Genomic DNA, 20,192 nt, shown 5'->3' with positions numbered 1-20,192 from the left:
CGCTCACAGCATTAAGGACTTCTCATGTTCTCCATCACCATCAAACTCATGAAAAAAAGCGCGAGGATGCTCATCCCCGCAGGCATAGCCATCCTTATCGGCACGGCGTTCATCGCCGCCACGTTCCTGTTCTCCAACTCCATGGACGACTCGCTGCGCAGGCAGAGGACCGCCCAGCTCGGCGAAGCGAACTACATCGTCACGATGAAAACAAACAGCAACGGCGCGGTCTCCGAAAACGGCTCGGCCGACAGAACCACCGTCGCCGATTTCAACCTCGACCGGATACGCGCCACGAAAGGCGTGAAGGGCGCCCGCGTCGACACGTCCGTCAGCGTTTCGATCTCCGCAGCGGGCAAGCGCTCGAGCGGATACGCCGTCGGCACGTCAACCGACCGTAAGCTGCTGCCGGTCCGCATCGTCTCCGGCGACCAGCCGGTCGACAACAACGAGGTGGCGTTGCCAAAATCCGTCGCCAAACAACTTGGAGTGGGTGTCGGCGACAAGGTGGACGTCGCTCCGATATCCAACGGCAGCGCTCTGAGCGGCACCGCGGTGCGTGACGTGCGCGTCGTTGGCCTGACCAGCGACCCGTTTGGTGTGTACTCGTTTTACGGTGGCGCTTCGGTGCTGTCGGAGAACGTCGTCGCCGCGGTATACGGCGTGGATGATTTCGACCATATGCAGGCGTACATGCTCCTGCTTGACATCGACGAAGCCGACGCCGCTGCTGCGCAGCGGACCGTCGACGAGGTCTCCGGGCTCCTGCCGAAATCTTATGGCGTGGAATCGCGCCGATCGGTCGAGGCGGAGGCCGTCAGGGACCTCAGCGCGAACAACACAAGTTTCCCCACCATATTCCTGCTGAGCTTCGGTGTGCTCGCACTGTTCGTTGCCGCCCTGGTCATCGCCAACACGTTCCAGGTGCTGGTGGCGCAACGCAGGCGCACGCTGGCGTTGCTGCGCACAATCGGCGCGAAGAAGGGCCAGCTGTACACATCCGTACTGATGGAGGCCGGATTGCTTGGCCTGATTGCGTCGGTGCTGGGCGTCGGCTTCGGCGTCGGTCTGATCGCGCTGGTCACGAACACGGGCGTAATGGAAATGATGGGAATGCAGGCCAGGCTGATTCTCTCGTGGCAAGCGTTCGTGGTTCCGATCGCATTCGGCCTGATCATGACTGTACTCGCCTCACTCGGCTCCGCACGGTCCGCCACCAGCGTGACGCCGCTTGAGGCCCTGCGCCCGATCGAGCTGACCGATACATCACGCGCCGGAAAGGTCCGCGCCACGATTGGCGTTCTGACGATCATCGCCGGATTGGCACTGGCTGGCGTCGCCGTATGGCAGCTGTCCGGCATGCTGAACGGTCTGGACACCATGGCCATCGACAATTACAGCAGTGTGCTGCTGATGTCCATCGGCGGGGCCGCGCTGGTGTTCCTCGGGCTCGTACTCACCGCCACGTTCTGGCTGCCGGTGCTGATGCGCGGCGTCGGCGCGCTCGTCTCGATGTGCGGTCCGAGCGCCAAAGTTGCCCACGCCAACATCCAGAAGAACCCGCGTCGCGTCGCCGCCACCGGTACCGCGCTGCTGATCGGCGTGACCCTGGTCGCCACCATCGCCACCGGTGCAGCCAGCGCCAAGCAGACCATGGGGGAGGCGCTCGCGTCCCGGTACAGTGTCGACATGATCGCCACCGGCGACGGCCTGAAGACCAGCGCAGTCAAGGAAGCGGCCCAGGTCAAGGGCGTCGCGGCCACCATGTACGCGCCCACGGCGACGGTGACCGCGGAAGGCGTGAACGGGGGAACGATGTCCCTGCTGCTCGTCGGCGTCAAGAACACCTCCGAACTCGCCGGCGTCATGCACGCCGACCTGAGCGGCGTCACCGTCGGCGACGACACCGTGCTGCTGCCGAAATACCGCGCCACCTCAGGCAAGGAGATCACATTCGGCTCCGATGCGAAGCTGCGGTTCACTGCCGCGGAGTCGAATGGCATTGCGGCAAGCACCGAACAAGACGGGTCCGCCAGCGCAAGCTCGACGAACGGAGGCGTTTCCTCATCAATGCGTCTCAAGCCGGTGCAATCCGATTACCGCCGCGTCTCGTCCAACTATGATGCCGTCGCCTTCATCAACACCAGCCATTTCAACAACGGCGACATCACCGCGACCAGCCACATGCTGCTCATGCGTGTGGATACCCAGTCGGCCGGCGTCTCCCTGAGTGACGTGTTCAACAAGATTCAGGACGTATTTTCGTATGACTCCACCGTGTCCATCACCGGTCCCGTGGCGCAACGCGCACAATGGGAGACCATCATCAACTCGATGCTGATGCTTCTGGTCGCGCTGATCGCCGTCGCGGTGCTCATCGCGCTGATCGGCGTGGCGAACACGCTGAGTCTGTCGGTGATTGAACGCACCCGCGAATCCGCGACATTGCGGGCCATCGGCATGACCCGCGGGCAGCTGCGGCGCTCGCTGGCCGTCGAGGCGCTGCTGCTGTCGCTCGTCGCAGGTGTGGTCGGCGTGGTGCTCGGCACGCTGTTCGGATGGCTGGGGTCGTACATGGTGTTCAGCCTGTACGGCAAGACGGTGTTCCCCTTCGAATGGGGCATGAACGGCATCGTGCTTGTGGTGGCCGCCATCGCAGCCCTGCTCGCCAGCGTGTTCCCGGCCCGTCGCGCAGTCAAGACGCCGCCTGTCGAGGCTCTGGCTGAAGCCTGAGCCTCTTAGGCGGCCTTCGCGGCAAGCCGCTCACTTCACCTACAGACAGTCCACTGGACTGTCTGTTTGACGGTTCAGCCTGTCGAGGCTCTGGCTGAAGCCTAGTTCGTAGAGCCGGTGGGTGGTCAACACAGCCGCCAGTACAATGAGGTCCCTTCTTTCACTCAAAAGAAGGGACCTCATCGCCTATACGGCGTTATACCGCACGACCCGTGACACGCGGCTCCCGACGCGCGATGTTATAACCTGAACACGCGAAAAATCGGTACGTTGCAAAATGAACTGTTCATTAATCGAAGGTGATTTTCATTATCTTTCAGCGGTCGGAACCTGACAGTTGGTCTACAACAGAATCGGTTCCATATCAACCAACACACAATGGAAGCTGAAAGAATGCACAAGACAATGCGTAAGTCCGCGGTCCTCAAGGGCGCCGTGGCAGGTATCGCATCCATCGCGATGCTGATGTCCGTGAGCGTCACCGCGAACGCCGCGGACACTCCCTCGTACGGCAGCGCGGTCAAGCCGAACATCACCTTGCTGCTCGGCGAGTATTACAACTGGTGGACCCCGAAGAAGGTCGTGAACAACACGCCGCAGGGCGATGCCTTCCGCGGCAAGGTCACCGATGCCGGCAAGAGCGTGCTCGGACAGAACGACAAGACCGTCGTGGCCATCAACAACAAGGCCGCCGCCGACACCACCAAGGTCGACGGCACCTACACGCAGGCCGAGCGCGCCGCTCTCGACGCGAGCGACGGCGACGCACTGCGCATCTACAAGGACGCGTTCGGGCCGATCATCGGCCAGTACGTGGCCGAGGGCGTCGCGCAGGGCGAGCTGCCCAAGACCTCCGACCTGGTGTTCAGCAAAAGCAGTAAGGACTCGTTCGCGGGCTTCGTCGGCACCGGCAGCGCCAAGAAGGACTTCAACTACCCGCGTCCGTACTTCAACAAGGAGAACGAAGGCGTCGACCGCACGATCGGCGGTGACACCGACCTCAACGGTCTGAGCTCGACGCTCGACATCAAGCGCATCCCGATGATCAATATCGACGGCCAGGAATACGGCGAGGATTACACCGACTATCAGGAGCCGTCGCAGTCCTTCCCGTCCGGCCACACCACCAAGACCTACAACCGCGGTCTGGGATTGGCCACGCTGCTGCCCGAGCTCGGACCGGAACTCGTGGCCCGCGCCGCCGAAGGCGGCAACAACCGCGTCGTGCTCGGCGTGCACTACCCGATGGACGTGATCGGCGGACGCATCTCCGCCAGCGCATCCGTCACCGCTCTGTGGTCTGATGCCACGTTCCGCCAGAACGTGCTGCTGCCAGCCCATGACGAACTTGAGAACTACATCGCCGCACGCTGCAAGGCCGACGGCAACGGCGACACCGTCGCCGCGTGTGCGAGCAAGACCGGCGCCAACGACAAGAACGGATACAAGAACACCTTCACCGACGCGGTGTCCACCGAACCGGTGACCGACCGCGCGTCCGCCATCGACGCCTACACCGCACGCATGACCTACGGATTCTCGCAGACCTCGGCCGCCGGTCAGGCGCCCGTCGTGCCGCAAGGCGCGGAGAACCTGCTGCTCACCGCATTCCCCGACCTGACCGACGCCCAGCGTCGTCAGGTGCTCGAAGCCTCCGAAATTGACTCCGGCTACCCGCTGGACGCCAGCTCCAACGGATTCGAGCGCATCAACCTCGCCAAGGCTTTCAGCGCCAAGGTGACGCTGAGCGAAGACGGCAGCACCATCACCGCCATCTCCTTCGGCGCCAAGGCGCCGACCGTGGTGAAGACCGCATCCTCCAAGGACACGATCACCGGACTGCTGACCGACTTCAACGAGTACTACGTCGCAGGCAAGGGCGTGACCGATGAGGGCAAGTCGGTGCTCGTGCACGACGACCAGCTCACCGAAGACATCAACAACAAGGCGTACGGCACCGACGGCAACACTGCGCAGGACCAGCGCGCCCTGTCCGACGCCCAGATGAACTCCACCAACACGCTGTACGACGCGCTCGGTCCGGTGCTCGGCAAGTACTACAAGGATGCCGCCGACGCTGGTAAGTTGCCGAAGACCGCCCAGTTCCTGTCTGACATGAACAAGTCCGCTTCCACCGGCGTCGCCAAGGCCACATACCAGCACCCGCGCCCCTACGTGGACCGCGTGAACTTCAACGGCACGACGCTGAACATGAACGGTCTGAAGCAGACGCTGAACATCAAGAAGGTCCCCGGTTACGAGAACTTCGACTGGGGAGACGGCGAAGCGCCCGACAACGAGTATGACGGACTGTACAACTCCGGCTCGTTCCCGTCCGGCCACACCACCTTCGCGTTCACGCAGGGCGCCGGCCTGGCGTACCTGCTGCCCGAGCTCGGCCCGGAGATCATGACCCGCGTGTCCGAGGCCGGCAACAACCGCATCGTGCTCGGCGTGCACTACCCGCTCGACATCATGGGCGGCCACATCGCCGGCCAGTACGGCGTCGCCACCGCGGTGAGCGGCGAGAAGACCGCACAGGAAGGCGCGGCCGCCCGCGCCGAGCTCGTCGATTACCTGACCGCGCAGTGCAAGGCCGACAACCACGGCGATACGCTCGACGCCTGCATCACGAACACCGGCGCGAACGCCGCCAACGGCTACCGCAACGATTTCACCGACGAGGTTTCGACCAAGCCGGTGACCGACCGCGCCTCCGCACTGGCCGCGTACAAGGCCCGCATGACCTATGGCTTCCAAGCCACGGGCACGACCGGACAGGCGCCGGTGGTGCCTGACTCGGCCGTCCGCATGCTCGACAACGTCGCCGCGTTCAAGTCGCTGGATTCCGCGCAGAAGAAGGCCGTGCTCGCCGCGACCGAAGGTGACTCCGGCTATCCGCTGGACGCCTCGTCGCAGGGCTGGGCGCGAGTCAACCTCGCCGCGGCCTACAGCGCCAAGGTCACGCTGAGCGCCGACGGCAAGAACGTCGTCAAGGTCGAGCCCGGCCAGGCGCAGGCCTCGGTCGTGCGCGAGACGAGTGGCAACAACGGCAACAACGGCGGCAACGGTAACGGCGGTAGCAATGCCGGCAACATCGGTGTCAACAATGCCGCTGGCCGCAACCCCTCCGGCACGCAGCCGCTGTCGAAGACCGGCGCGGACGTGTCCGGCATCGCCTCGGCGTTCATCCTGATCGCCGCCGCCGGCGTCACGATCATGATGATCCGCCGCAAGCACGCGATCTGACAACTAGCGCCCCCGCTGACGGACTGAGCATCGCGCCCCGCCAGCGGGGGCGTTTTTTTATATTCGCCTTATACCAGACCGTTGTCGTAGGCGAAGACGACGGCCTGGACGCGGTCGCGCGCATTGATTTTGGCAAGGATATGCGCCACGTGCGTTTTCGCGGTTGGCAGGCTGATGAACAGCTTGTCGGCGATTTCCTGATTCGACAATCCATGGGCGATCTCCACCAGCACCTCACGCTCCCGCTCGGTCAGCAGGTTCAGTTCCGGGTCAGTGTATGCCACCGGCCGGGCGCCGGGCATCGTGGACGAACCGTCCGCATAGCCGTCAGTCGCCGTCAACCCATGCTTGGTGTACCCGTCCTCCATCATCTTTTCGATGAGTCGTTTCGTCGCCGAAGGCGCGATAATCGCGTTGCCCTGATATACCGTGCGAATAGAACTCAGCAGCGTCTCCGGCTCGGTGTCCTTGAGCAGGAATCCGGATGCGCCGGCGTTGATGGCCGCCATCACGTACTCGTCCAGGTCGAACGTCGTCAGGATGATCACGCGGGTCTTGCGCGGTGCGTCTCCGGCGGCCGCTTCCAGCGCGCTGATGCGGCTGGTCGCTTCCAGTCCGTCCATGCCGGGCATGCGCACGTCCATCAGCACCACATCGGGGTGCAGCGATTCGGCCAACGACACCGCCTGGGCGCCATCGCCCGCCTGCCCGACCACCTGTATGTCCGGCTGGGATCCGATCACCATTGCGAATCCCGCTCGCACCAGTTCCTGATCGTCGGCGATGACCACCCGAATTCTTTGCAACTCACTCATGCCTTCCACTGTATCCAACATCGGCGAACAAGTCCCGTATCACGCCCCCTGATTTAACCCTGAATTCATGTCGGATGATCCCCGGCGGGCCGTGGAGCGCCGTCTCATTACGACGCGATGCCGTGCAGCTGGCTATCGTGCAGCTGCTTGTCGAGCGATGCCGCGGGCCTGAGCTGCATGCCGGGCTGCTCTTGCCGGTGAGCCTCATCGCTGAATCCGGTCTCGCGCAGCACGCCCAGCAGCTTGCGCATGTGGGCCAGCGCCGCACGGCCCTGTGATCCGATGGCCGCGAACGCCTCGGAGATGGACCCGGACGACGGCTGTTCACCGTGACGCTCGCAATCGTCAAGCATGCGCAGGCCGGCGACCGCCTGGTCGATCACGCTGGTCAGCGTCATCGTCACCTCGGACTGGATGCTCTCGCTGATGCGGTCACGTTCCATGTTCGCCGCCAGGATGCGCTGCTTGGCCTGCTCCGCGCGCAACGCCTCCTCGCGGGCTTGCAGCACCAGCGCGTTCGATCCGCTGGATCGGTCCCATCGTGCCATGGCCGTCGCGCTTATGCACAACGCCAGCGATATCACCATGAACATGATTGCCGATGCGAACGCGGCGGGCGTCGTCGCGAGGGAATATGCCGGGCGGGGATGAGACAGCATGCTGAAGATGCTTCGATACCCGGTTTGAGCGGCGAAGATCTTGCAGCCGAACAGCACGGAATCCGATATTGCGGCGATCCCCGTCCATCGCCATGCCTTGTCACGGCCGTACAACACCGCGGAATACAGGGCCACAAGGGAAGCGAGGATATCGGCCAGGCTGACCGGCTCGAAGAACAGCAGCTGAAGCGCGGCGAGGATGGCCACCGCCAGCGCGCTGGATTCCGGGAACCTGCGGCGGAAGATCAACGGAATCAGGATGATGATCGTCAATGCGCGGTCGAAACGGTTGTCGAGCTGCAGTCCCTCGGCGTATATGACGGATGGATTGATGGAAAGTAGCATCCAGGCCACCAGTATGGTGAGCAGCAGGTCGGTCAGCAGATAATGCCGCTCGGTCCACTGCGACATGCGCTCGATCCAGTTGAGCCGCTGCTCCCCGGTAGCGGATGCCTGCTGGATCGGCTTCGAACGCAGGGCGGACAGAATCGTGCGCAGGCGTATGGTGATGGGTGCCGGCGGCGCTTGTGTCGGGACCGATGACATCTGCGACACCGGACGGGGCATCTTTGCGCCGGCCGGTTGCGTGACACCGGCCGGTTGGACGACACCGACTTGACTGGCGACGGCGGATTGCGAGGCGTTCGCGACATTACTGACGACCCCGGTATTCCCGGTATCCGTCGCCATTGAAACCGTTCCGGTCGTCGGGGCCGCCATCGGCATGATTGCCGCGCCCGAAAACACCGCAGCGGAAGACGCTACGTTTGGGCTTTCGGACGCCGGCGCAGCAGCCTCGGACTGCGTTGAGACAGTGCTGTACGGCACGAAGCCGGACACCACGAAGCCGCCGCCAAGCTGCGGTCCACTGGTCACGCTGCCGCCGACCGCGCCGATTCGCTCGCGCATGCCGATCAGTCCGTAACCGGGCTTGTGGCCGTCCAACGACGATGACGCGCCGCGGCCATTGTCGGCAACGGTGACGTGCAGTCCGTCAGCCCCCCAGATCTCGCTGATCTGCACGATGACGTTCGGGCCGCCGTATTTGCGCACGTTCGTCAGCGCCTCCTGCACCATGCGGTACATTGCGGTGCTCGCCTGTGCGCCGAGCGCGGCGGCCCGCGGCTGGCCGGACACGGTCTTGCGAATCGTGCACCCCATGCCGGACGCCGCCCTCGCCTGGTCGATCAGCGCGTCCACATCCGCGTAATCGGCATGGTCCGACCCTCCGAACACGCCCAGCAGACGTTTCATGTCGTGCAGCGCGCGCTCCGATTCATGACGGATCGTCTCCATGGTCTGCCGGGCCAGCGCCGGATTGTTGGCGCCCGCGTACCGGCCCCCATCGGATTGGATGATGATGATCGACAGCGTGTGCGCCACCACGTCATGCATGTCACGCGCGATGCGGGCGCGTTCGGCGAGCGCCGCGATATGGCGTTCCTCATCCTCTTTTGCCTGCAAGGCGTCGTTGCGCTCATGCATCATGCTGACGGTGATGCGCCGGGCCCGCTGCCAGTACGCGACGATGATCGCCGCGAACAGATACACGGCGATGAAGATGAATATGGCCACTGAGCTTGTCGCTATGGTGGTGGCGCAATCACCGCTCAGACCATAGATGTATGTCCCCGAACATGTCTCCAGGGGGCTGAGTCCATCGAAGGACACGCCCTGATTGAGGATGGGACCCGCATCGGCGGACCAGATGATGACGGGCGACGCCAAGGCCCCGATGGCGACGGCGAGTACGATGAACGCCTTCGAATTGCGCGGATCCGCATATACGATGGCTGAATACAGCATCCATGGCGCCATCAGGTCGGCATATACCATCGACGGCCCGAACGCCAGTTGGACGACCACCAGACCGGCGAACAGCAATGTAGCCATCTGCGGCTTCCACCGGCGCATCGCGACGGGAACCATCAGAACGAAGCTCCAGAAGGCCATTACCGTATGGTCGAAATAGGCGATGATGCCGGGATTGCTGTCATTGGTACCGGCCATGAGCGTGAAAAAGATGGAGATGATCACCGCATACAGGGCATCTGCGAGCAGCACATGCTTCCTGTTCCACGTGGTGATTCGTTCCATGATTCCCATACGGTTCAGCGTATCGCGTGCGGTGACCCGACCCACATCGGTCGGCCGGATGATTCATTGCGATGCGGCGTGTCGGGCGGGGTGCGTTTCGTTGGTGGGAATCCCCTCGGGTTTCCGCCGCCGGTCGGCTACAGTGGTACCGAGAATGGTACGGCATCGTGGGATGCCGGGGTGCATCAATGAAAGGGAATGTATGACGCTGCTTGCCGAATATTACGTGCCGGGGCTGCATATCGAGGATCGGTCGGCCAAGGTGCCGCTTGATTGGGCCGGTCATGAGCCGGGGCGCGGCTTTGACGGGGAATCGATCAGCCTGTTCTACCGCGTGGTGACCGCCCCCGAGCACGTGCATGACGATCTGCCTCTGCTGGTGTTCCTGCAGGGTGGTCCGGGAGGGGCCGGACCCAGGCTGCTGAACCCGTCGAGCGACGGATGGATTGCGGAGGCGGTCAAGCATTTCCGTGTGGTGCTGCCGGATCAGCGCGGCACGGGCCGCTCGTCGCGCGTCGACTCGCATGCCATGGCGAGGCTCGCCGCCGGGGGAGCGCGTGCGCAAGCGGATTACCTCAAGCGGTTCCTCGCGGATTCGATCGTGCGGGACTTCGAACATCTGCGCCGCACCGAGTTCGGCGGCTCTCCGTGGGTGACGCTTGGCCAGAGCTATGGCGGATTCCTGACGCTGACCTACCTGTCGCTGTTCCCCGAAGGAGTGGTCGCGAGCTTCACCTGCGGCGGCATCCCGCATGTCCCGGCGAACGCGACCGAGGTCTATGAGCACACGTTCCCGCGCATGGCCCGCAAGACCGCGCAGTTTTACGAGCGCTACGGCGTCGATGCCGATCGTGTCGCCGCCGTCGCGGATCAGCTGCCGACCGTGGCTGAGATCGCGGAAGCCGGCGGCATCGGTGGCGATTCCGGCTCGCTGCCCGAGGGAACCCCGCTGCTGCCGAACGGCGACCCGCTGACCGTGGAGCGCCTGCAATGCCTCGGCTCCGACTTCGGCATGAAGCCAAGCTTCGAGCGCGTGCACTGGATTTTCGACGATGCGTTCGTCGACGGCGACGGTTCGGTCTCAGCCGGGGCGGCGTTGTCCGACGAGTTCTTGGCGAAGGTCATGAACGCGACCTCCTCGCGTCCCCTGTACTGGCCGCTGCAGGAGTTCATCTACGCGAACGGTGAACTGGACGAGCCGATTCGCTGGGCGGCACAGCGCGTGCGCGACACCATGCCCCGGTTCTCGACCGGCGAACGCCCGCTGGCCTTCACCGGCGAGGCGATGTTCCCGTGGATGTTCGAGCAGGAGTCCGCGCTGCGGCCGTTCAAGCCGGCGATGGACCTGCTGATGGAGGATACGAGATTCGGTGTGATCTATGACGCCGACCAGCTGGCCCGCAACGAGGTTCCGCTGCAATCGGCCGTGTATTTCGACGACATGTACGTGGATTCCGGCATGCAGCTCGACACGCTGAGCCGTGTCGGCAACTCGCATTACTGGGTCACCAACGAGTTCGAGCATGACGGGCTGCACGGCGATCTCGTGTTCCACCATCTCTACGACGAGGCCCTCAACCGCGGCGACCTGGAATCGCTGTTCTAGCGTGCGGGCGTACGCTTCGCAGCCGTGCGCGGCGGGGCATGACGAACTGCATCTTTCGTATGAACAACACAACAAGGAGCATCATGGCGCAGAACATCACCATAGGATTCATCGGCTATGGCAACATGGCGCAGGCCATCGCGCAGGGTCTCGTCGACGCGGGCGTCGTCAACGGCGGCGACATCGTCGCCTGCGCGGCGCATTACGACAAGCTGGAAGCCAGCACTGCGAAGCTCGGGGCGCGTCCACTGCACAGCGCGCGTGAGGTCGCCGCCGCGGCCGACGTGGTGATCATCGCCATCAAGCCGTATCAGATCGAATCCGTCATCAAGCCCATCGCAGACGAGTTCGCCAAGAACGGACGGTTCGTGGTGTCGATCGCCGCCGGTTGGGATCTGGCGAAGTACCAGAAGCTGTTCGGCGATCTGGCTCAGAGCATCCATATCCAGTGCACGATTCCGAACACGCCGATGGCCGTCGGCAAGGGCGTGCTCGTCACCGAGACCGACAACACGCTCACCGACATGCAGACGGAGGTCTTCGAATCGCTGTTCGGCCCGATTTCGCTGATCGAGCGCGTCGACACCGCACACATGACCATCGCCATGGTGGTGGCCGGCTGCGCACCCGCCTTCACCGACATGTACATTGAGGCGCTGGGTGACGCCGGCGTGCAGTACGGACTGCAGCGGGCCACCGCATACCGGCTCGCCGCGAAGATGGTCGAGGGCGTGGGAGCGCTGTACATGGCCACCGGGACCCATCCCGGAGCGATGAAGGATGCCGTCTGCTCGCCCGGCGGCACCACGATCCGCGGCGTCGCCAAGCTGGAGAAGGACGGCTTCCGCGGAGCCGTCATCGACGCCGTCGACGCCATCGTAGGCTGACCCCGCAAAAGGGTCCATCGGACGGTCGTCATCCGCGGTGTAGCTCCGGATATCGTCCGGTGCCCTATCCCGCGAAAGTTCCATATCGCACGCCGCAAATGGGACTTTCGCGGGATGGACGGAAGCTGTCGTCGGATGGCGCAGGCCGTCTGTTGTTATTCGGCGCCGTGAACGACGCGGACGCCGTCGGCGGTGACGTATCCGTAGTTCATCGTCTCGCTGTTGTAGGCGATGACGCCGTCGCCGCTGGCCGGCATGACGATGACGCCGCCGTCGCCGCGCCGGGCCGCCACGTCATCCAGTGCGGCCTGAGCGGCCTCCTGCACTGACTGGCCGGCGAACCGCACACGATCCGCGATTTGATGCGCCGCGACAGACCTCACGAACGCCTCGCCGATACCCGTGCATGACACGGCGACGCTGTCATCGGCCGCGTACGTGCCGCATCCGGGCAGCGGCGAATCCCCGACGCGCCCCGGCATCTGGTTCGTGATGCCGCCCGTGGACGTCCCCGCCGCCACATGTCCGGCGGCATCCCTCGCCACCGCGCCGATCGTGCCGTGCTTCTCCCAGGCGTCGCCCTCGGATTGGGCGCGTGCCAGCGAACGCCGGCGTTCCTCGGTCACGAAATACGACGGATCGCGCAATTCGATGCCCCACGAGCGCAGCAGGTCCTCGCCCGGCAGCGCGAACATCGTGTGCTTGGCGCGCTCCTTGACCGCCCGGGCCACATCGATCGGATGCCGGGCCGTGGTCAGCCCGGCGGCGGAGCCGACCTCGCCGTCGCCGGTCATCAGGCAGGCGTCCATCGACACCTTTCCCTCGCTGGTCAGCGCCGCGCCCCGACCGGCGTTGAACTCCGGCGCATCCTCCATCACATGAATCGCGGCGCATACCGCATCCTCGGCGGGCGCGCCCTGTTCGAGCAGCGCGTAGCCGGCGTCCAGCGCCCGACGCAGATCGCGCTCGGCCTGCGCAGTCTTCTGCGCTCTGCCATCCTTGCTCCGGTCGCCGGCTCCCGCGTGGATCGCCAGCAGAATGCCGTTGACAGGACTGCCGGACGCCGTTGATGCGCCGGATGCGGTGGTGATGATCATGTTCCCTCCCTTGCACGGTTTCGCCGTGACTGATGTTTTCCGCGTGTATTATGCCACCGTCTCCGGGACCGGTCCATTCGAGGCGATTCGGTTACGGCGCGATTTTTGCCGGCGAATCCGACGAGATGACGGCTTTATGTCTCAATATGTGAGACTGGTGGTGGCCTCCGCGCCGCCCGGGCGCGCATTCGCCGGCCGTGCGGCATACGCGCATGATAGCGGCATATAGATTTCGGCGATAGCCCTGTTCGACGCAATCGCAAGAACCGCGTGAAAACGCGCATTACGCTGAACATTGTTCGCGAAAACGGCCGGCATCCCGCCGGAACGCAGCGGGCGCACAAGATCAATGTGCACGATCAGCAATCTTAGCATCCAAACACACGGCACAAACCAAACACGATACCAGGGGGAACGAGGAGACATGAAGATCAGGAGAATCGCTGCGGCGGTATTGGCGGTCACATCGCTTGCCGGCGGTCTGACGGCGTGCGGGAACAGCAGCTCGGCAGACTCCGGCACCACCGTCAAGGTCGGCGTGGTCGGCGACAGCAACGAGGTCTGGGATCAGGTCGTCATCCCGAACCTGAAGAAGGAGGGCATCAACGTCGAACTGGTGAAGTTCTCCGACTACATCCAGCCGAACGAGGCGCTCGCCAAGGGAGACATCGACCTCAACGCCTACCAGGGCTACATCCTCATGGACGACTTCAACAAGACGCACGACAACGCGCTCGCCGCAGTCGGCGAGACGGTGCTCAACCCGATCAGCCTGTACTCCGACAAGGCCAAGAAGGTCGAAGACATTCCGGAAGGCTCCGAAGTCACCATCGCCAACGACTCCGTCAACGCGGCCCGCGGCCTGCTGCTGCTCCAGTCCGCCGGCCTGATCAAGCTCGACTACAAGGAAGGTGCGAACCCCACGCCGGACGACATCGTGTCCAACCCGAAGAACCTGAAGATCACCGAGCTGGAAGCCTCGCAGACCGCCCGTTCGCTGCCCGACGTCGGAGCCAGCGTCATCAACGTGTTCATGGCCCTCGACGCGGGACTCAACCCCAAGTCGGACGCCATCTACATCGAGCCGGTCAACGAGCAGTCCAAGCCGTACTACAACATCATCGTCTCCCGCGCCAAGGATAAGGACAACGCCACCTACAAGAAGATCGTGGACGCCTACCGCAGCGACGACGTCAAGAAACTGATCGACAAGCTGTACAAGGGGGCCGTCATTCCGCTGTGGTGACATGCGGCGAATGCCGCCGCAACCGCAGCACGCAACATAACAACACACACGACAAGCGACGCGAACGGGGAACGTCGACGCATCTCGGCTGAAGGGGAGTGCTCGCCGAGAAGACATGATGCCAGCCGGACGGGATGGCGCGGACCAAGGGGACGGTCCGCGCCACGGCGGCCCTCCGGCCGGCATCATGGCAGGTCGGCCATATGGCCCGGCATGGCATCCGTGAAGGACGGCCGCACAGGTCGTCAGACGGACCATGCAGGAGACGGCCATGCCGCGACGATTCCCGCGCAAGGCCCGGCACAAGTCGGGACGGGCCCACGCGCCGCCCACATCCAACAGGAAACAAACCAAGGAACATACGAAAGCCCGCACATCATGAGCACACCATTGACCACGCAGCAGGCCGTTGACCTCTACACCACCATGCGCAAGATCCGCCGGTTCGAGGAAACCGTCAAGGCGCACATCGGCAAGGAGATCGTCGGACCCGCCCACCTGTACATCGGCGAGGAGGCCGTCGCCACCGGCGTATGCAGCAACCTCACCCACCACGATTACGTGACCAGCACCCACCGCGGCCACGGCCACACCCTCGCCAAAGGCGCCCGCGTCGACCGTTCGCTCGCCGAGCTCTACGGCCGCGCCACCGGATACTGCAAGGGCAAGGGCGGCTCCATGCATCTCGCAGACTTCAGCGTCGGCATGCTGGGCGCGAACGGCGTGGTCGGCGGCGGCTTCAACATCGCCACCGGCGCGGCGCTCGCCATCAAGCAGCGGCACGGCAGCGACGTGGCCGTGTGCTTCTTCGGCGACGGCGCATCTAGCCGAGGCACCTTCCACGAGGCCGTGAACCTCGCCGCCAGCTGGAAACTGCCGGTCATCTACGTGTGCGAGAACAACGCGTGGGCATCCACCACCCGCTTCGACGACATCAAGAACGTGGACTACCTGTCGGAACGCGCTCAGGGATACGGCATCCCCGGTGTCACCGTCGACGGCAACGACGTCGAATCCGTGCGAGACGCCTCCGCCAAGCTCATCGACCGCGCCCGCCGCGGCGACGGCCCCTCCATCCTGGAATGCAAGACCTACCGGCGCGACGGCCACTTCATCACCGACCCGCAGAAGTACCGTTCCCAGGAGGAGGTCGAGGAATGGAAACTCTACAACGACCCGATTGACCGGTTCCGGCGCAAGATCCTGCTCGAAGGCGTCGTCACGCAGGACGACCTCGACGCCGCGGAGGAGCGGCTCGACCAGGAGTTCGCACAGGCTCTGGAATTTGCGGTAAACAGTCCATTCCCCAAGGCCGAGGACGCCTTGGACGACGTATTCAGCGATGAGGTGAACCTGTATGAGTGAGCGAATCATCACATTCGGCGAGGCGACTCGCGAGGCCATGCTCGAAGAGATGCGAGCCGACGAACGTGTGTTCGTCTACGGCGAGGACATCGCCAAGCAGGGCGGCATCTTCGGCCAGTTCGCCGGCATGAAGGACGAATTCCCCGAGCGCGTGCTTGACACGCCGATCTCCGAGACGGCGCTCGTCGGCGCGGGCGTCGGCGCGGCCATCGCCGGCGCCAAGCCGGTCATCGACCTGCATTTCGCGGATTTCATCGGCATCGCCATGGACGAGGTGCTCAACCAGATGGCCAAGGCGCACTACATGTTCGGCGGACAGGCCACCATGTCGCTGGTGCTGCGCGCGCCCGACGGCCTGATGAAGCACGGCGCCGCCCAGCATTCCCAGTCGCTGGAGACGTGGTTCACCAACATCCCCGGCATCCGCGTGGTCGTGCCCTCGACGCCGGCCAACGGCAAGCAGCTGCTCAAGGCGGCCATCAAGGATCCTAACCCGGTCATCTACTTCGAGAACAAGGGACTGTTCCCGGTCAAGGGCGACGTGCCCGAGGACCTGCCGCCCATCGACCTGAGCCGTGCGCAGGTCGTGCGCGAAGGCGCCGACGTGACGCTGGTCTCCTACGGTCTGATGCTCACCAAGGCGCTCACTGCCGCGGATGTTGCACGGCGCGAATACGGCGTGAGCGTGGAGGTCATCGACCTGCGGTCCATCACGCCGCTCGACATGCCGACCATCTATGCGTCGGTGAAGAAGACCGGTCATCTGGTCATCGCGCACGAGGCCATCAAGATCGGCGGCGTGGGCGGCGAGATCGCGGCGCGCGTGGCCGAGAACCATTTCGATTATCTGCGCGGGCCGGTGCTGCGCGTCGGCGCGCGGTTCACGCCGCTGCCGTTCAGCCCGGTGATGGAGGACTTCGTGCTGTCCGGCGAGAAGGAGATCCTCGACGCCGTGCTCGCGGCGGCCGGCAAGTCCGCCGTCGATGGGGCGGATGGTGCTGCGGGTCGGGCGGGTGAGGCCGCGTGAGCGATGCAACCGTCAACGCAACCGCAGCCGCAGCGGCGGAGGCTTCGGATTCCGTCGCCGCCGGCGCCCCTCTGATCTCGCTTGACCACGTCACCGTCGAATTCGGCCGCGGCAAAAACCGCTTCCGCGCCGTCGACGACGTGTCCCTGACCATCAACAAGGGCTCCATATACGGCATCATCGGTTTCTCCGGCGCCGGAAAATCGACGCTGGTGCGCACGATGAACGTCCTGCAGCGTCCGACCAGCGGCACCGTGACCTTCAATGGAACCACCATCAGCACGCTCGGCGAGGGCCGGCTGCTACCGCTGCGCCGCAAGATTGCGATGATCTTCCAGCACTTCAACCTGATGCCATCCAGAACCGTGCTTGACAATGTCACCCTGCCGCTCATCCACGAGAAGGTATCCCGCAAGGACGCCCGCGCGAAGGCCATGCATCTGCTGGAACTCGTCGGTATCGCCGACAAGGCCAAGGCGTATCCGCGGCAGCTTTCCGGTGGCCAGCAGCAGCGCGTCGCCATCGCGCGTGCGCTGATCGGCGACCCGGAGGTGCTGCTGTGCGACGAGGCGACCAGCGCGCTCGACCCGCGCACCACCCGGTCGATCCTCGCCCTGCTCAAGGACCTCAATGCACGGCTTGGCCTGACCATCGTGCTCATCACCCACCAGATGCAGGTCGTCAAGGACATCTGCACCGACCTGGCGGTCATGAGCCACGGCAAGGTCGTCGACGACGGGTCCATCCTCGACGTGTTCGACCACCCGTCCAACGAACTGACCCGCGAGTTCATCTACACGTCCGGCAACATGAACAAGGGCATCACGCTCGTCCAGGAGCACCCGCTGTTCAGCAAGGAGCGGGAGAGCGGCAGCGTGTATCTGCTGTTCTCGGTCGGCTCCGGTGCGGAGGAGACGCTGATGGCCGACATACGCGAACGGTTCGGCGTGAGAGGCAACATCATGTTCGGCAACGTGGACGTGATTCACGGCACGCCGGTCGGCATGATCCTGGTCAGTCTGGATGGTCCGGCCGAGGCGGTCAGCAAGGCGCTCGCGTATTTCCCGACGGTCGGGGTGAGCGCGACGCCGCTCGCCGACCTGCATGTGAACGAGGTGGAGGAGAACGACAATGAATGATCTGCTGGAGACATGGCTGCCGAATGTGTCGATGATCTGGCCGGAGGTCTGGGACGCGACCTACGAGACCCTGTACATGGTGATCGTCGGCGCGGTGATCGGATACGCGATCGGCCTTGTGCTCGGTCTGCTGCTGTTGCTTACCAGACGCGGCGGGCTCACGCAGAACGTGATCGTCTACAACATCCTCGACAAGATCGTCAACATCGTGCGATCCATCCCGTTCATCATCCTCATGGCCCTGCTGGTCGGCGTGACGCGAGTGATCGTCGGCACCTCCATCGGCACCGAGGCGATGATCGTGCCGATCGTGGGCGCGACCGTGCCGTTCTACGCCCGGCAGGTCGAGAACGCGCTGCTGGAGATAGACCCCGGCCTGGTCGAAGCGGCCAAGGCATCCGGCCTGGGCACGCTCGACATCATATGGCGCGTGTACCTGCGCGAAGGGCGCGTGCCGATCATCCGAGTGTCGGCGCTGTCGTTCATCAACGTGGTCGCCTTCTCCGCCATGGCTGGCGTGGTCGGTGGAGGTGGTTTGGGTAACCTCGCGATCATCCGCGGCTACAACCGGTTCCAGAGCGACGTGACGCTGGTGGCTACACTGATCATTCTCGTCATCGTGTTCGTCAGCCAGCTGATCTGCAACCTGCTCGCCAAGCGGCTGCAGCACTGAGATTCGCTTCCTCCCCGGACCGCCCGAAGTCGGCTACGCCGACAGTCCTTCGCCAGCGGGGCGACGGCATGCCACCTCCCGCTGGCGGGAGATGGCGCGTAACGCCGGAGGGCGGTCCTTGCCACATGTCCCCTCTTTTCCCGTTCCTATATAACCCCCATCCCAAAGGAGCAATACCGCAATGAGCGCCGCACAAGACGACGACACCCGCGATGGAGTATGGGCGCCCCGGTTCGCGCCGGTCGCCCAGATCATCCCGCCGAACGTGTTCGCCGACATGGACGTGAAGGTCGCCGCAGCCGTGGCGTCCGGCGCCGACGTGATCGACCTGGCGAAGGGCAACCCCGACGCATACCCGGCCGAATTCATCCGCGACGTCGCCAAATCGTCGGTCGACGACCCGCTCAACGCGCGATACACGCCGTTCGATGGTAAGCCGGCGTTCCTGCAGTCCGCCGCGAACTGGTACCGCAACGTGCATGGTGTCGAACTGGACTGGCGTTCCCAGCTGTTCGCCGTGGAAGGCGCGGTCGACGGGCTCGCCGGACTGTTCGCGATTCTGATCGACCGCGGTGACGCCGTCGCGTTCGTCGACCCCTACTATCCGTCGTACCATTGCATGTCCGTCATGCACGGGGCGGAGGAGATACTGCTGCCCGCCCGCGCCGAACTCGGCTGGCTGCCCGACCTGGACGCGGTGGATGAATCGGTGTGGCGCCGGCTGCGCATGCTGATACTCAACTATCCGAACAACCCCACGGGCGCGCAGGCGCCGGCGTCATTCTTCGAGCACGCGGTGGAGCTCGCCAAGCGGTACGGCTTCCTCATCGTGCATGACTTCGCATACACGGGACTCGGCGTGAGCGACCAGCAGGTCAGCCTGCTGACGGTGCCGGGCGCGTCCGACGTGTCCGTTGAAGTGGATTCACTGTCGAAGATGTACGCGATGGCCGGGTGGAGGGCCGGGTTCGTCGCCGGAAACCGGGACGTGGTCGCACGGCTCAAGCAATACCATTATCAGATGGGTTCGATGGTCACCGGCATGATCCAGGATGCCGGCGCCGTGGCACTGAACAGCGACCAGTCGTGCGTCGACGAACTGGCCCGGCGGTATGCCGGGCGGCGCGAGATCGTCGCCGGGGGACTGCGCTCGCTCGGATTCGACGTGTTCGACTCCGCCGGCGGTATCTACGTGTGGTTCAAGGCGCCTGAGGGGTGGAGCGGGCAACGTTTCGCCGACGCGTTGCTTGACGTGGCGCAGGTGGCCGGGCTGCCGGGCACGTGCTTCGGCCGCGTCGGCAAGGATTGGGTGCGGCTCAGCCTGCTGAAGGACGAATCGCTGCTGCGCGAGGCAGTGCGGCGCATCGGCGCGGCCGAGCTGTGACGTTTTTGCTGTCTGCCAATCGCAGCGAATCGTTCTCAATAAGAAACGTGTGAGGAAAACGAACAAAACCACTCAACCGCACATTGTCCAGAACCCTTATATTCCGGGCAATATACGGTGTTCATGTTCGTTTTGCCGAGCGTGAGACTCGCACTTTTGCTATTGAGAACGATTCGCTGCAACGAATTGCGTCATCGGCGCGGCCAACGTCCACC

The 20,192-nt window shown here is 64.1% G+C and carries 13 protein-coding genes; 10 read left to right on the top strand and 3 right to left on the bottom strand.

The annotated features are described in order from the left end of the window. The first annotated feature begins 24 nt into the window (after positions 1-24). Both MMB49_RS06000 and MMB49_RS05995 read left to right on the top strand, forming a co-directional pair. The gene (locus MMB49_RS06000) at positions 25-2,733 is read left to right on the top strand and encodes an ABC transporter permease (RefSeq protein ID WP_116453811.1); all 2,709 of its coding nucleotides are present in this window, start codon (positions 25-27) and stop codon (positions 2,731-2,733) included. Positions 2,734-3,126: 393 nt separating this feature from the next. Next, positions 3,127-5,982 carry a phosphatase PAP2 family protein gene (locus MMB49_RS05995; protein ID WP_047272394.1) on the top strand — a complete coding sequence of 952 codons (2,856 nt, stop codon included), beginning with the start codon at positions 3,127-3,129 and terminating at the stop codon, positions 5,980-5,982. Positions 5,983-6,050: 68 nt separating this feature from the next. Here MMB49_RS05995 and MMB49_RS05990 read toward each other — a convergent pair whose 3' ends face one another. Both MMB49_RS05990 and MMB49_RS05985 read right to left on the bottom strand, forming a co-directional pair. Then, complete coding sequence (locus MMB49_RS05990) at positions 6,051-6,797, bottom strand: response regulator (RefSeq protein ID WP_003813619.1); 747 nt, start codon at positions 6,795-6,797, stop codon at positions 6,051-6,053. Between the two features lie 107 nt (positions 6,798-6,904). Next, on the bottom strand, positions 6,905-9,562 hold the full coding sequence (locus tag MMB49_RS05985) for a histidine kinase (protein ID WP_047272466.1): 2,658 nt from the start codon (positions 9,560-9,562) through the stop codon (positions 6,905-6,907). Between the two features lie 193 nt (positions 9,563-9,755). On the opposite strand from MMB49_RS05985, the gene MMB49_RS05980 reads away from it, so the two are divergent. Next, the gene (locus tag MMB49_RS05980; RefSeq protein ID WP_047272391.1) at positions 9,756-11,159 is read left to right on the top strand and encodes an alpha/beta fold hydrolase; all 1,404 of its coding nucleotides are present in this window, start codon (positions 9,756-9,758) and stop codon (positions 11,157-11,159) included. A gap of 83 nt (positions 11,160-11,242) precedes the next feature. Next, the gene (gene proC / locus MMB49_RS05975; protein ID WP_047272389.1) at positions 11,243-12,046 is read left to right on the top strand and encodes a pyrroline-5-carboxylate reductase; all 804 of its coding nucleotides are present in this window, start codon (positions 11,243-11,245) and stop codon (positions 12,044-12,046) included. A 155-nt stretch (positions 12,047-12,201) separates the two neighbouring features. On the opposite strand, the gene MMB49_RS05970 is transcribed toward proC, so the two are convergent. Further along, a complete protein-coding gene (locus MMB49_RS05970) occupies positions 12,202-13,143 on the bottom strand; it encodes an isoaspartyl peptidase/L-asparaginase family protein (RefSeq protein WP_047272387.1) in 942 nt (313 codons plus the stop codon). 424 nt (positions 13,144-13,567) lie between these two features. Between MMB49_RS05970 and MMB49_RS05965 the strand changes: the two genes are divergently transcribed. The 6 genes from MMB49_RS05965 to MMB49_RS05940 all read left to right on the top strand — a co-directional run bounded on the left by MMB49_RS05965 (position 13,568) and on the right by MMB49_RS05940 (position 19,977). Beyond that, complete coding sequence (locus tag MMB49_RS05965) at positions 13,568-14,389, top strand: MetQ/NlpA family ABC transporter substrate-binding protein (protein WP_047272385.1); 822 nt, start codon at positions 13,568-13,570, stop codon at positions 14,387-14,389. A gap of 378 nt (positions 14,390-14,767) precedes the next feature. Continuing rightward, on the top strand, positions 14,768-15,754 hold the full coding sequence (locus MMB49_RS05960) for a thiamine pyrophosphate-dependent dehydrogenase E1 component subunit alpha (protein ID WP_047272382.1): 987 nt from the start codon (positions 14,768-14,770) through the stop codon (positions 15,752-15,754). Beyond that, positions 15,747-16,781 (top strand): alpha-ketoacid dehydrogenase subunit beta, encoded by a 1,035-nt coding sequence (locus tag MMB49_RS05955; protein ID WP_047272380.1) that lies wholly within the window; start codon positions 15,747-15,749, stop codon positions 16,779-16,781. The genes MMB49_RS05960 and MMB49_RS05955 overlap by 8 nt, the downstream gene beginning before the upstream one ends. Beyond that, entirely contained in the window at positions 16,778-17,920 is a 1,143-nt protein-coding gene (locus MMB49_RS05950) for a methionine ABC transporter ATP-binding protein (RefSeq protein WP_070097757.1), read from the top strand. The genes MMB49_RS05955 and MMB49_RS05950 overlap by 4 nt, the downstream gene beginning before the upstream one ends. Next, the gene (locus MMB49_RS05945) at positions 17,913-18,593 is read left to right on the top strand and encodes a methionine ABC transporter permease (RefSeq protein WP_003822142.1); all 681 of its coding nucleotides are present in this window, start codon (positions 17,913-17,915) and stop codon (positions 18,591-18,593) included. The genes MMB49_RS05950 and MMB49_RS05945 overlap by 8 nt, the downstream gene beginning before the upstream one ends. Positions 18,594-18,774: 181 nt before the next feature. After that, positions 18,775-19,977: a pyridoxal phosphate-dependent aminotransferase gene (locus tag MMB49_RS05940; RefSeq protein WP_047272378.1), complete on the top strand. Its 1,203-nt coding sequence runs from the start codon at positions 18,775-18,777 to the stop codon at positions 19,975-19,977. Positions 19,978-20,192: the final 215 nt, after the last annotated feature.

It is taken from the genome of Bifidobacterium sp. SKU, from assembly GCF_026016405.1.
In the GTDB taxonomy this organism is placed as follows: domain Bacteria; phylum Actinomycetota; class Actinomycetes; order Actinomycetales; family Bifidobacteriaceae; genus Bifidobacterium; species Bifidobacterium bifidum.
This window is presented reverse-complemented; position numbering and strand designations above follow the sequence as displayed.

Bases quoted from the DNA above. Each gene is read 5' to 3' on its own strand.
- MMB49_RS06000 (WP_116453811.1), top strand. From the start codon at position 25: ATGTTCTCCATCACCATCAAACTCATGAAAAAAAGCGCGAGGATGCTC.
- MMB49_RS05995 (WP_047272394.1), top strand. From the start codon at position 3,127: ATGCACAAGACAATGCGTAAGTCCGCGGTCCTCAAGGGCGCCGTGGCA.
- MMB49_RS05990 (WP_003813619.1), bottom strand. From the start codon at position 6,797: ATGAGTGAGTTGCAAAGAATTCGGGTGGTCATCGCCGACGATCAGGAA.
- MMB49_RS05985 (WP_047272466.1), bottom strand. From the start codon at position 9,562: ATGGGAATCATGGAACGAATCACCACGTGGAACAGGAAGCATGTGCTG.
- MMB49_RS05980 (WP_047272391.1), top strand. From the start codon at position 9,756: ATGACGCTGCTTGCCGAATATTACGTGCCGGGGCTGCATATCGAGGAT.
- proC (WP_047272389.1), top strand. From the start codon at position 11,243: ATGGCGCAGAACATCACCATAGGATTCATCGGCTATGGCAACATGGCG.
- MMB49_RS05970 (WP_047272387.1), bottom strand. From the start codon at position 13,143: ATGATCATCACCACCGCATCCGGCGCATCAACGGCGTCCGGCAGTCCT.
- MMB49_RS05965 (WP_047272385.1), top strand. From the start codon at position 13,568: ATGAAGATCAGGAGAATCGCTGCGGCGGTATTGGCGGTCACATCGCTT.
- MMB49_RS05960 (WP_047272382.1), top strand. From the start codon at position 14,768: ATGAGCACACCATTGACCACGCAGCAGGCCGTTGACCTCTACACCACC.
- MMB49_RS05955 (WP_047272380.1), top strand. From the start codon at position 15,747: ATGAGTGAGCGAATCATCACATTCGGCGAGGCGACTCGCGAGGCCATG.
- MMB49_RS05945 (WP_003822142.1), top strand. From the start codon at position 17,913: ATGAATGATCTGCTGGAGACATGGCTGCCGAATGTGTCGATGATCTGG.
- MMB49_RS05940 (WP_047272378.1), top strand. From the start codon at position 18,775: ATGAGCGCCGCACAAGACGACGACACCCGCGATGGAGTATGGGCGCCC.